We start from the raw sequence: 11,699 nt of genomic DNA, 5'->3' as shown, positions 1-11,699 counted from the left end.
CTGTTATGCACGTGAGCGAGCATCAAGACTCGTAGCGAGTAAGTTGTCCGTGAAAAGAGTCCCAAGGTATGTCCTCAGAATTAAGTATTCTACTTATTGACGAAGACTTAGATCGTGCTAGTGAGGTGGTATCCGCCTTAGAAAAATCGCGATATAAAATTCGTCATATGGCGCAGCCAAACGCTACCTTACTGAAGGAGGTAGATGCCTGGCAGCCAGATATCATTGTGATTGATATCGAATCTCCTACTAGGGATATGCTTGAAAGTCTAAATATGATTTCAGCATATAACCCTAAGCCTGTTGTGATGTTTTCTGATGCAGAAGACGAAGATCTAATCAATGAATCCGTGAAATCTGGCGTAAGTGCGTACGTGGTGGGTGATACCGATACTAGTCGGTTAAGACCTATTCTTGATGCGGCCGTGGCCCGATTTAATGAATATCAAAGTCTCAAAGAAGAGCTGACTCAAACCAAGAATGAGTTAGAGGCGCGCAAGCTTATCGATCAAGCCAAACGTTTGCTTATGGAGACCAAAGGTCTCTCTGAGCAAGAGGCTTTTAGTAGCATGCGCAAAACTGCCATGGATTCAGGGCAGAAACTTGAAGATGTTGCGAAAACGATTATCTCAATTATGAAAAATATGAATTTTTAGGTGTATTCATGCGATCAACACAAAAACAAGAACTAAAGCTCGGATTTGTTGCTTTGACAGATTCGGCGCCACTTATTGTCGCCAAGGAATACGGTTTTTTTGAAGAACAAGGCTTAGATGTCACGCTTCAAAAGCAAAATTCATGGGCGACACTCAGAGACAAGCTGCACGCTGGTGTTCTCGATGCGGCGCAAATGCTTGCGCCTATGCCGTTGGCGAGTGGCTTAGGTTTAGGTTGTCGGCCTTGCGAGGTCATCGCTCCCTTTGTGTTGAGCTTAAACGGGAATGCAATAACGATTTCCGAAGGTTTATATCAGGAGATCCTTGCGGTATCGGGCTTATCAGAGTTGCCTTTGCCTTTATCAGCAAAGTTATTGTTACCTGTTATTGCGCAAAGAAAAGAAGCGGGTCTTAGCAAATTGAAATTTGCAGATGTCTTTCCCTATAGCTGTCACCACTATCAGTTACTGGACTGGTTAAGTGACGGTGGGGTTGAGTTAGATGATGTGGATTTGCTGACCGTGCCGCCGGTCAATATGGTCGATTTTCTCGAGAGTGGAGAAATTGACGCTTTTTGTGTTGGTGGCCCATGGAACGCAAAAGCTGTGCGTTCGGAGATCGGTTTGACTGCGTTGACCTCTTTCGATATCTGGGAAAACCAGCCTGAAAAAGTCTTGGGTGTAACGAAGAAGTTTGCGTCTGATAATCCAGATCTGGTTCGTTCTTTGTGTACTGCTTTGGCGCAAGCTTGCTCTTATTTAGAGAAAACGCCAAATCGTTTTGAAGCCGCACGTCTCATGTCGAGAGCAAATTATTTAGATGCGCCAATTGAAGTGATTGCGCCTTCTCTTATCGGTAGCTGTTTAACGCATCGATTTTTACCGCCGAGAGTTGTTCCTTCGTACAATCAATTTAGTGATGCTGCAGTCGATATTAACAAGCCGACGCGCGAGCAAGGGATATGGCTTGTAAATAAAATGCTAAAAGCAAACCAGATCACTGATCGAGAAGCGGCATATGCTGTGGTGGACAAGGTATTTACCGATAGCTACTTGTGATCAAAAGCTGAAGATAAAGGCGCGCACACTTGGTGCGCGTTTTTGTTTTAGCTCCTTACTCTGGTGCAAGTAGTTGGTGGGGCAAGAGTGATATGGCCGTAAGTTATTGAAATTTATAGCTTTATAAAGTTGGCCTTTCTTTTGCAATAGATAGGTTACGGATTGCCCGTAAGGCGTAATCTCAGAGAACAACCAAAATTAGAGAGTTGCTGCGAAGGTGCGGCAATAATCAGGCAATGATGCCCGCACAGTCTTTCAAGATCTGGAAGACTGTGCGGGTTTTTTTTTGGCGAAAGAACTGGAGACAGTCGGAGTAGAGCATGAAAAAAACAGGATTTTTGAGTTCATTGAAAACCAAGCTAGCGGTGATGTCAGTCACCGTTGCTGCTGCAGGTGCAATGATCAGTACTTCTGTGACAGCACAAGAGTTAGGATGGCCAGAAAAAGAAGAGTTGAAATTTGGCTTCATTAAATTGACGGACATGGCTCCATTAGCTGTTGCGTATGAAAAAGGTTACTTCGAGGACGAAGGTCTTTACGTTACCTTGGAAGCACAGGCGAACTGGAAAGTATTGCTAGACCGCGTGATCGACGGCCAGCTTGATGGTGCTCATATGTTGGCAGGTCAGCCACTTGGTGCAACGATTGGTTTCGGTACGCAGGCGCACATCATTACTGCCTTCAGCATGGATTTGAATGGTAATGCGATTACCGTATCAAACGATATTTGGTCACAAATGAAGTCGAATATTCCTCACGAAGATGGCAAGCCAGTGCACCCAATCAAAGCTGACGCACTAAAGCCTGTTGTTGAAAAATATCAGAGCGAAGGTAAGCCATTTAACATGGGTATGGTATTCCCAGTATCGACGCACAACTATGAGTTACGTTACTGGTTAGCTGCTGGTGGTATTCACCCTGGCTATTACGCACCACATAAAGGTGATACCAGCGGTCAGATTGATGCAGATGCATTGCTTTCGGTTACTCCACCACCACAAATGCCAGCAACGATGGAAGCCGGCACTATTTATGGTTACTGTGTGGGCGAGCCGTGGAACCAGCAAGCAGTATTTAAAGGTATTGGTGTGCCAGTTGTAACGGATTACGAAATTTGGAAGAACAACCCAGAGAAAGTTTTCGGTGTGAGTAACGAGTGGGCAGAGAAATATCCAAATACGCATGCTCGCGTTGTAAAAGCGATGATCCGCGCAGCAATATGGTTGGATGAGAACAACAACGCTAACCGTCCAGAAGCGGTAAAAATCTTATCTCAAGCAAACTACGTTGGTGCTGACTACGAGGTTATTGCTAACAGTATGACGGGTACGTTTGAGTACGAGAAAGGCGATAAGCGTGAGATTCCAGACTTCAACGTATTCTTTCGTTACAACGCGACTTACCCCTACTACAGTGATGCAATTTGGTATCTAACACAGATGCGTCGTTGGGGGCAGATCTCTGAGCATAAGTCAGATGATTGGTACATGGAAACGGCTAAGAAAGTATATCGTCCAGATATCTACGCGACAGCAGCCAAAGCATTGATCGAAGAAGGTAAAGCGAAAGCTTCTGATTTCCCTGAATTCGATTCAGAAACTGGCTTTAAGCCACCTCAAACACACTTCATTGACGACCACGTTTACGATGGTTCAAAACCAAATGAGTACTTGCAGAAGTTCCCAATAGGTTTGAAAGGCAAAGACTTAATTTAAGCCTTAACGAAGTTAGCACATAGCCTAATTTGCCGAGTGCATAGTCCTCGCACTGGGCAAGTTTTATAGGCATAAAGGAGAAAGATATGTTTAAACAAGCGGTGATGCCTACTACTGGTGGATTAAGCCAAGTAGGTGAAAAATTGAAGCAGCTCTCGACTGCACTCGCATTACCCTTGCTTGGGTTAGTATGTTTTTTAGGTCTGTGGAACGCTGCAGCACAAAACATCGATACCTCGCTAGGCCAATTCCCAGGCCCTGTTCAAGTATGGGAACAATCAAAGAATCTATTGAATGAACATCAGGCAGAGGTTGCTAAGGCAGAAGCCTTTTATGAGCGACAAGAACAACGCAATGAAGCGCGTATGGCAAAAGATCCAGACTACGTGCCTAAAATCCGCCCTTATACAGGCGCACCAACGTTCTTCCAGCAAATTTGGACGAGCTTAGGTACGGTTGCAACTGGATTCTTTATCGCATCAATTATCGCCGTGCCATTAGGGATTTTATGTGGCTTGAGTAAATCGGCATATGCTGCGATTAACCCTTTAATTCAGTTATTTAAACCGGTGTCACCGCTTGCGTGGTTGCCATTGGTAACAATGGTCGTGAGTGCTGTGTATGTATCAAACGACCCAATGTTTTCGAAATCCTTTATCACTTCAGCTGTCACGGTATCGTTGTGCTGCCTATGGCCAACGCTGATCAATACCGCAGTGGGTGTTTCTAGTATTGATAAAGATCTTATAAATGTGAGTAAGGTTCTGCGTTTGAACCCAATCAATCACGTTATAAAAATTGTTATGCCGTCATCGATTCCAATGATTTTTACGGGCCTTCGTTTGTCATTAGGTATTGGTTGGATGGTACTGATTGCTGCAGAGATGCTCGCTCAAAACCCAGGCTTAGGTAAGTTTGTTTGGGACGAGTTCCAGAACGGTAGTTCAGCGTCACTCGCACGTATCATGGTAGCAGTGTTAGCGATCGGTATTATCGGATTTTTATTAGACCGTTTGATGTTAGTTATCCAAAAGCAAGTGAGCTGGGATAAGAGCGCAACATTACGTTAAGCGCAGGAGGATTTAAGATGAGTACAGGACATTTAGAATTATCAGGCGTTGGTATTGATTTCCCTTCACCTAAAGGGCCATTTACAGCCTTACAAGACGTAAACTTAAAGATTGAGAAAGGCGAGTTTGTGTCTCTTATTGGTCACTCAGGTTGTGGTAAATCAACGGTACTGAACATTGTTGCAGGCCTGCATCAAGCGACAACTGGCGGCGCTATTTTGGATGGCAAAGAAGTGAATGAGCCAGGCCCAGAGCGTGCAGTTGTATTCCAAAACCACTCTTTATTACCTTGGTTGAGCGTTTACAAAAATGTTGAGCTAGCGGTGAAACAAACAAGTAACGGTCGCAGTAAGGCTGAGATGAAAGACTGGGTGCATCATAATCTTGAATTAGTGCACATGACCCATGCCTTGGATAAATTACCTTCTGAAATTTCCGGTGGTATGAAGCAACGTGTTGGTATCGCACGAGCTTTGGCGATGGAGCCAAAAGTATTGCTCATGGATGAACCTTTCGGTGCACTCGATGCGTTAACACGGGCTCACTTGCAGGATTCTCTTATGGAGATTCATGCCGAGCTTGGTAACACAGTTATTATGATCACGCACGATGTTGACGAAGCTGTTCTATTGTCTGATCGCATTGTGATGATGACTAACGGACCAGCGGCAACGATTGGCGAGATCTTAGATGTGAAACTAGATCGACCTCGTGATCGTTTGGCGTTGGCAGATAATCCTGAGTACAACCACTATCGTCATGAAGTACTTACCTTCTTATATGAAAAACAGAAAAAAGTTGAGTCTGTCGATAAGCATAAGAAAAAAGAAGAGTCTTCTGAGAAGGTCGTTACAGATCAAACCGATTCGAATGCAGCATAGTTGCTGATTGATTCACTCATTACGAGTTTGCTTATCAGAGTAAATTGTCTCGTGTTCTTGCCCACTTTAACGTGGGCATTTTTTTGCCTGTTAATTACTAGCGTTGCTTGTACTGTGTGGAGCAATACCCTCGAGAGATGTCTGGGTTACGGAGTTTCAAATGCTTCGTGGTGCGCGATGACACACGCGTGCGCCAATGACGAAAGCTAGAAGGTTTAAGTTGACGGCGCATGAATCGAATGACTTCCGATTCATTCATGTCATATTGATGTTTGATGGCTTCAAAGGGGGTGCGATCTTCCCATGCCATTTCAATGATTCTAGAGATATCTTCGGCTGATAGAGCCATACACGCCTCGCTCAATTATTTGAAAGGTATACGTGTAGGAATCAAAAGAGGTTTATGATCTATTGCGGGTGTCTAAAACAATTCTCGTTGAAGTTGTGTTACGCGAACTTCATCGCCAATTTTAAGTTCACCGCCTTGAATCACTTTTGCGCAATAGCCGCCTCTGCCATACATCGCGAGTAGAGTCCCTTTCCCCAATGATTTTTCCATACGAGAACAGGGATGGCAGTGCGCGCCTACTTCTACAATCGCATTACCTATCTGTAGAAGCTGATAGCGCATCGCGTGCAGGCTCATGCCAGAGATGACGATATTTCTGCGCAGAATAGATGGGTCAATTAATGATCTATTTAGTAGGGTGCTGAGTGCTTGAATATCTTCGGCGTTGATCAGTGTGATTTGTCGTGCAGAGCCATTAGCGCGTTTAGCGCTATGGTCGCCTTGGAGGCCTCGATCTGCCTTGGCATAGACCTGCGATACGGTTTTAATATCGGCTTTACGAGAAGGTCGCAAACCAATCCATTCAATCCGGCCAGACTGTGCACTATCCATGTATTTCGCTAATAGTCTGGCTTGGGTTTTCATGTCTTTCTTACTACTTCAAGGTAATGCGTTGCACGTGCCTACACTAAACCATCATCTTGAATCGAAAGCCGTTGTGTATTGCTCGAAAGCTCATCAGGGCTTGATGCGTCAGAACCAAGTTTAATCAGAAGACGCAAGTCGTTCGCAGAGTCAGCATGCGCCAGTGCGTCTTCGTAGGTGATTTCGCCGGCAGCGTACAGGTCATAAAGCGCTTGGTCAAAGGTTTGCATTCCGACATCGCGAGATTTTGTCATTATCTCCTTCAGTTTATGCACTTCTTTCTTACGAATAAGATCTGCACAAAGCGGTGTATTCAGAAGTACTTCAATTACCGCTCGACGACCAGTGCCATCGGGAGTCGGTACAAGCTGCTGCGCGACAATGCCTTTCAAGTTTAACGACAGGTCCATCCAGATTTGGTTGTGCTGCTCCGGAGGGAAGAAGTTAATAATACGGTCCAATGCTTGGTTCGCGTTGTTGGCGTGTAGGGTCGCGAGACACAAGTGACCTGTTTCTGCGAAAGTTACCGCATACTCCATTGTTTCTTTACTACGGATCTCACCGATCATGATGACATCAGGTGCCTGACGTAATGTGTTTTTAAGCGCAACCTCGAAAGACTCAGTATCGATCCCCACTTCGCGCTGCGTAACGATACAGCCCTCGTGTTGGTGAATATATTCAATAGGGTCTTCGATCGAAATTATATGGCCTTTACTGTTTCGATTCCGGTGACCAATCATCGATGCGAGAGAGGTCGACTTACCAGTACCCGTTGCGCCCACAAAAATAATCAAACCGCGTTTCGTCATTGCTAGAGAGTTAATAACTTCTGGAAGCGCGAGGTCTTCAATACGTGGGATATTCGTTTCGATACGACGCAGCACCATACCGATAAGGTTACGTTGAGAGAATGCGGATACACGAAAACGACCAATTCCTCGTGCACTGAGGGCATAGTTACATTCGTTTTTTTCAGTAAATTCGTCGCGTTGTTTGTCGTTCATGGTGTCAAAGACAATCTCACGACACATTTCTGGTGTCAGAGATTGCTTTGTGACAGGGACGATCTTGCCATGGATTTTAATGCTAGGTGGAACGCCTGCTGTGATAAAGAGGTCTGAGCCTCCTTTTTCAACCATGATTTTTAAGAGTCGATCAAAGTCCACGTTTTCTTCCTTAACTTGTCTTGCATCCGATAAATAAACTTATCGGCTAATTCTTAGAAATTTTCAGGGATTTTTGCTTTTTCGCGTGCTGTATCGCGATTGATATGGCCTTTGCTAAGCAAGTTTTGCAAGCACTGGTCGAGCGTCTGCATACCAATGCTGGCCCCTGTTTGTATTGCCGAGTACATCTGTGCAACTTTATCTTCACGAATAAGGTTACGTATCGCTGGTGTACCAATCATGATTTCATGTGCGGCAACACGACCACCATTTGATTTCTTCAACAGTGTCTGCGAGATAACGGCTTGTAGAGATTCTGAAAGCATGGAACGAACCATAGCTTTTTCTTCCGCTGGGAATACATCAACGACACGGTCAATTGTTTTGGCAGCAGATGTGGTGTGGAGAGTGCCAAATACTAAGTGACCTGTTTCTGCAGCGGTTAGTGCCAATCGGATGGTCTCAAGGTCACGAAGCTCACCAACTAGAATAATATCGGGGTCTTCACGAAGTGCCGATCGCAGTGCTTCGTTAAAGCCTAAGGTGTCACGATGTACCTCACGTTGGTTCACGAGACATTTCTTACTTTCGTGAACAAATTCTATTGGATCTTCGATGGTCAGAATGTGGTCGTAGCGATTGTCATTAATGAAATCGATCATTGCCGCTAGCGTTGTTGATTTACCAGAACCGGTTGGGCCGGTTACCAGTACGAGACCACGAGGTACCTCAGCAATGTCTTTAAATACTTGCGACATACCCAAGTCTTCCATGGTTAATACTTTGGAAGGGATGGTACGAAATACTGCGCCTGCGCCACGGTTTTGGTTAAATGCGTTAACACGGAAACGTGCGACACCAGGTACTTCAAATGAAAAGTCGGTTTCTAAGAATTCTTCAAAATCTTTACGCTGCTTGTCATTCATAATGTCGTAAATCAGGCGATGCACTTCTTTGTGTTCCATCGCTGGTAGATTGATACGACGTACATCGCCATCAACACGAATCATGGGTGGTAAGCCTGATGACAAATGTAAATCTGATGCGCCTTGCTTCGCAGAGAAGGCGAGCAGTTCGGTAATATCCATGAGAACCCTCTATAGGACTAGATTTTCACTAGAGTAAAAATCTCATCTTGTTAAACTTATTGAGATAATTAGTTGTTGCCCATACGGCTCAGAAATGTTCTAAGCCTTGATAGGTATGGCTTTCAGAGAACTTAACCCCTAACACCACTATCTTATTGATTAGCATAATGTTTAGCATAGCAGACAAGCTCCAGAGCGTTAGTTTAAGAATACAAAAAGCAACAATTCGGGCTGAGAGAGAAAGTGGCTCGGTTCAGTTACTCGCTGTGAGCAAGAAACATACAGCTAAGTCGGTGATCGAAGCCTATGAACAAGGGCAACGATTATTTGGGGAAAATTACCTGAGTGAAGCCCTTGAGAAGCAAGAAGAGATCTTGTCATTAGCACCTGAAAAAGCAGGCAGCATTGAATGGCATTTTATTGGTCCGATTCAATCGAATAAAACACGTCCCATCGCTGAAAGCTTCGCGTGGGTGCATGGTGTCGACCGCCTAAAAGTGGCAACACGATTGAACGATCAAAGACCAGAAACATCGGAAGCGCTTAATGTATGTATTCAAGTGAATATCGATCAAGAGGAAACGAAGTCTGGAATCTCTCTTGATGAATTGGATGCATTAGCCGAGCAGATTTCGGGTATGGATAAATTATGTTTGCGCGGAATTATGGCGATTCCGAGTGCAAGTGCCGATAACGAGCAATTAGCGAAAAGCATGCACGCTTTACATCAAGCAAAAGATCGGCTCGCTGCACGTTATTCTTCAGTTGATACCTTATCGATGGGGATGTCGAAAGATTTAGAGTTGGCTATTGAGCATGGTTCAACCATGGTACGTGTAGGCACTGATATATTTGGTGAAAGAAAAAATTAGGATTAGAAGCTCGATGAGTCATCGTGACTTTTAATTTCCACGAAAACGGGAAACAAAGAATGAAGTTAGACGAACTGAATATTAGTTTCATCGGTGCTGGCAATATGGCAAGCGCGATTATCGGAGGTTTGATTGAGAATGGCGTGAGCCCAAAGCGTGTGACCGCAAGTGATCCAAGCCAGGATAAGTTGACGCAGATGGCTGAAACGCTTGGCATTAGTACAACCACTGATAATGTCGAAGCGGTACGTGCTGCTGATATCGTATTGTTATGTGTGAAGCCGCAGGTCCTCGAGGCGGTGATTGCACCGATGAAAGACGCTTTGGCCGCGCAATCTCCTGTAGTGGTGTCGATTGCAGCAGGAATCGAAGTTTCAAGTTTGCAGAAATGGCTAGGTGAAGACATTGCGATTGTACGCGTGATGCCAAACACGCCTGCTCAAGTATTAGAGGGCGCAAGTGGTTTGTATGCGACTGAGAAAGTCAGTGCCGAGCAAAAGCAAGCGGTTGAAGATGTTTTTGCTGCAATAGGTGTTGCAAGATGGGTCGCCTCAGAGGAGCTGATTCACGCGGTCACGGCAGTATCAGGGAGCGGTCCGGCATATTTCTTTTTGATGATCTCCGAGATGGCGAAGGCTGCTGAGAAACTTGGCTTATCCACAGAAGATGCGAAGCAATTAGCTGCACAAACAGCACTTGGGTCAGCCAAAATGGTGCTCGGAAGTGATCTGCCAGCAGAACAATTAAAGAAAAACGTCATGTCGCCCGGCGGCACAACTGAACGTGCTATTCATGTTTTCGAAAATGAAGGTCTGCCTCAGCTGGTTGAAAAAGCGATGACAGCGTGTGCTGATCGCTCTATTGAAATGGCAGCGCTTCTCGGTAAATAACTATATTGCGCTGCGTATCGTCAGAGAATTCTATGAGCAACGAACAACAATCTATAAAGCTCTCTTTGCTATTAACAGGCAATGAGTTAATGAGTGGTGACATTGTCGATAGCAATTCGGCAATGTTAGCTGAAGCCCTTAGCCCCTTTGGTTGCACGATTTACTACAAGGCAACTGTTGGGGATGACTTAGCCTTGCTTGAGCAGGAAATAGCGCGCATTGCGGGTTTTTCTGATGTGCTTGTTGTGAATGGTGGTTTGGGGCCAACTGTTGACGATCTCACAGCACAAGCCCTAGCCAATGTTATGCGCGTTGATTTGCTTGAACATCCGCAGGCAATGGCGGACCTTGAACAATGGTGCAAAAGTAAAAATATTGCCTTCAATGCAGCCAACAAAAAGCAGGCTATTTTGCCTGACGGGGTAGGTTTAGTTCCTAATGCCACAGGTTCAGCTGTTGGCTTTTCTGCTGAGATTAATGGATGCACTGTTTACTGCACACCTGGAGTCCCATCAGAACTGAAAACAATGTTTAGTGAGGAGATTCTCCCGCGTTTACCTTTAGACTCGAATGCCAAAGTGAAGCGACAACGATATCGTGTTTTTGGAATGGGTGAGTCAGGCATTCAAGAGCGTGTTTTTAAGAGTGGTTTGAAACTTCCAAAAGAATTGGAGCTTGGGTTTCGCGCTTCATTGCCAATGTTGGAGTTAAAGCTCCAAGCAAATCATGAGCAAGACTATGCGTTGCTCGAGCATTTTTCTGAACAAGTGGAGCAATTATTTGGCGCGCATATTGTGACCGATGATAATCGCAGCATTGCGCATGTCGTGAAAGATTTATTGTTAGCGCAAAGCAAACGTGTGACCTTTGCCGAGTCATGTACGGGCGGACTGATCAGCTCTATGATGACCGAGCTTGATGGCGCTTCGGGCGTATTTGATGCTGGCTTTGTTACTTACTCCAATGAAATGAAGCAGAAGATGCTCGGCGTCGAAGAAGCGACATTAATTGCACATGGCGCGGTTAGCCAAGCGGTTGTAGAACAAATGCTATCAGGCGCCTTGGATCGAAGCGGCGCTGATTTAGGTGTCGCGGTATCAGGAATAGCTGGGCCTCAAGGTGGTACAACAGATAAACCTGTCGGTACTGTATGGGTGGCGTGGGGAAGTAAGAGTGAGATAAAGGCACACTGTTTCTACTTTCCAGTAGACAGAAAACGCTTTCAAATACTCGTTGCGGCCTTGGGTTTCGATCTATTGCGTCGTGAGCTGATGCAAGTCAATGAAGAAGCGGCATATTTCAAAGAACGTAGCTTAAAGAACAAGAATTAGTGCGCTGGAAATGAAAAATTATGGGCCGCGTAGAT

Annotated in this window: 12 protein-coding genes; 8 read left to right on the top strand and 4 right to left on the bottom strand. The window is 45.0% G+C overall.

Annotation, left to right across the window (positions count from 1 at the left end):
* Positions 1 to 68 precede the first annotated feature (68 nt).
* The 5 genes from A3739_RS22870 to A3739_RS22850 all read left to right on the top strand — a co-directional run bounded on the left by A3739_RS22870 (position 69) and on the right by A3739_RS22850 (position 5,380).
* Positions 69 to 656: an ANTAR domain-containing response regulator gene (locus tag A3739_RS22870; RefSeq protein WP_068502952.1), complete on the top strand. Its 588-nt coding sequence runs from the start codon at positions 69 to 71 to the stop codon at positions 654 to 656.
* Between the two features lie 8 nt (positions 657 to 664).
* Positions 665 to 1,714, top strand: a complete 1,050-nt coding sequence (locus tag A3739_RS22865) for a CmpA/NrtA family ABC transporter substrate-binding protein (RefSeq protein ID WP_068502949.1) — start codon at positions 665 to 667, stop codon at positions 1,712 to 1,714.
* A 398-nt stretch (positions 1,715 to 2,112) separates the two neighbouring features.
* Positions 2,113 to 3,429: a CmpA/NrtA family ABC transporter substrate-binding protein gene (locus A3739_RS22860; RefSeq protein ID WP_369819818.1), complete on the top strand. Its 1,317-nt coding sequence runs from the start codon at positions 2,113 to 2,115 to the stop codon at positions 3,427 to 3,429.
* Positions 3,430 to 3,515: 86 nt separating this feature from the next.
* The gene (locus tag A3739_RS22855) at positions 3,516 to 4,499 is read left to right on the top strand and encodes an ABC transporter permease (protein WP_082869133.1); all 984 of its coding nucleotides are present in this window, start codon (positions 3,516 to 3,518) and stop codon (positions 4,497 to 4,499) included.
* A 17-nt stretch (positions 4,500 to 4,516) separates the two neighbouring features.
* On the top strand, positions 4,517 to 5,380 hold the full coding sequence (locus A3739_RS22850) for an ABC transporter ATP-binding protein (RefSeq protein ID WP_068502941.1): 864 nt from the start codon (positions 4,517 to 4,519) through the stop codon (positions 5,378 to 5,380).
* Positions 5,381 to 5,477: 97 nt separating this feature from the next.
* Here A3739_RS22850 and A3739_RS22845 read toward each other — a convergent pair whose 3' ends face one another.
* From A3739_RS22845 to A3739_RS22830, 4 genes are all read right to left on the bottom strand, one after another.
* Positions 5,478 to 5,729 carry a TIGR03643 family protein gene (locus A3739_RS22845; RefSeq protein WP_068475967.1) on the bottom strand — a complete coding sequence of 84 codons (252 nt, stop codon included), beginning with the start codon at positions 5,727 to 5,729 and terminating at the stop codon, positions 5,478 to 5,480.
* Between the two features lie 72 nt (positions 5,730 to 5,801).
* Positions 5,802 to 6,314 carry an MOSC domain-containing protein gene (locus A3739_RS22840; protein WP_068502937.1) on the bottom strand — a complete coding sequence of 171 codons (513 nt, stop codon included), beginning with the start codon at positions 6,312 to 6,314 and terminating at the stop codon, positions 5,802 to 5,804.
* Between the two features lie 38 nt (positions 6,315 to 6,352).
* A complete protein-coding gene (locus A3739_RS22835) occupies positions 6,353 to 7,483 on the bottom strand; it encodes a PilT/PilU family type 4a pilus ATPase (RefSeq protein WP_068475965.1) in 1,131 nt (376 codons plus the stop codon).
* 53 nt (positions 7,484 to 7,536) lie between these two features.
* The gene (locus A3739_RS22830; RefSeq protein WP_068475964.1) at positions 7,537 to 8,571 is read right to left on the bottom strand and encodes a type IV pilus twitching motility protein PilT; all 1,035 of its coding nucleotides are present in this window, start codon (positions 8,569 to 8,571) and stop codon (positions 7,537 to 7,539) included.
* A 167-nt stretch (positions 8,572 to 8,738) separates the two neighbouring features.
* On the opposite strand from A3739_RS22830, the gene A3739_RS22825 reads away from it, so the two are divergent.
* The 3 genes from A3739_RS22825 to A3739_RS22815 are packed head-to-tail and all read left to right on the top strand — an operon-like array spanning position 8,739 to position 11,664.
* The gene (locus A3739_RS22825; RefSeq protein ID WP_068502934.1) at positions 8,739 to 9,443 is read left to right on the top strand and encodes a YggS family pyridoxal phosphate-dependent enzyme; all 705 of its coding nucleotides are present in this window, start codon (positions 8,739 to 8,741) and stop codon (positions 9,441 to 9,443) included.
* Between the two features lie 59 nt (positions 9,444 to 9,502).
* A complete protein-coding gene (proC, locus tag A3739_RS22820; RefSeq protein ID WP_068475962.1) occupies positions 9,503 to 10,333 on the top strand; it encodes a pyrroline-5-carboxylate reductase in 831 nt (276 codons plus the stop codon).
* 32 nt (positions 10,334 to 10,365) lie between these two features.
* On the top strand, positions 10,366 to 11,664 hold the full coding sequence (locus A3739_RS22815; RefSeq protein WP_068502930.1) for a CinA family nicotinamide mononucleotide deamidase-related protein: 1,299 nt from the start codon (positions 10,366 to 10,368) through the stop codon (positions 11,662 to 11,664).
* The last annotated feature ends 35 nt before the right edge of the window (positions 11,665 to 11,699 follow it).

It is taken from the genome of Oleiphilus sp. HI0067 (genome assembly GCF_001635735.1).
This window is presented reverse-complemented; position numbering and strand designations above follow the sequence as displayed.

What these genes read in the sequence shown, in the direction of transcription:
- A3739_RS22860 (WP_369819818.1), top strand. Translation starts at nt 2,113, where the DNA reads ATGATCAGTACTTCTGTGACAGCACAAGAGTTAGGATGGCCAGAAAAA.
- A3739_RS22845 (WP_068475967.1), bottom strand. Translation starts at nt 5,729, where the DNA reads ATGGCTCTATCAGCCGAAGATATCTCTAGAATCATTGAAATGGCATGG.
- A3739_RS22865 (WP_068502949.1), top strand. Translation starts at nt 665, where the DNA reads ATGCGATCAACACAAAAACAAGAACTAAAGCTCGGATTTGTTGCTTTG.
- A3739_RS22815 (WP_068502930.1), top strand. Translation starts at nt 10,366, where the DNA reads ATGAGCAACGAACAACAATCTATAAAGCTCTCTTTGCTATTAACAGGC.
- A3739_RS22850 (WP_068502941.1), top strand. Translation starts at nt 4,517, where the DNA reads ATGAGTACAGGACATTTAGAATTATCAGGCGTTGGTATTGATTTCCCT.
- A3739_RS22825 (WP_068502934.1), top strand. Translation starts at nt 8,739, where the DNA reads ATGTTTAGCATAGCAGACAAGCTCCAGAGCGTTAGTTTAAGAATACAA.
- A3739_RS22830 (WP_068475964.1), bottom strand. Translation starts at nt 8,571, where the DNA reads ATGGATATTACCGAACTGCTCGCCTTCTCTGCGAAGCAAGGCGCATCA.
- A3739_RS22855 (WP_082869133.1), top strand. Translation starts at nt 3,516, where the DNA reads ATGTTTAAACAAGCGGTGATGCCTACTACTGGTGGATTAAGCCAAGTA.
- A3739_RS22870 (WP_068502952.1), top strand. Translation starts at nt 69, where the DNA reads ATGTCCTCAGAATTAAGTATTCTACTTATTGACGAAGACTTAGATCGT.
- A3739_RS22840 (WP_068502937.1), bottom strand. Translation starts at nt 6,314, where the DNA reads ATGAAAACCCAAGCCAGACTATTAGCGAAATACATGGATAGTGCACAG.
- proC (WP_068475962.1), top strand. Translation starts at nt 9,503, where the DNA reads ATGAAGTTAGACGAACTGAATATTAGTTTCATCGGTGCTGGCAATATG.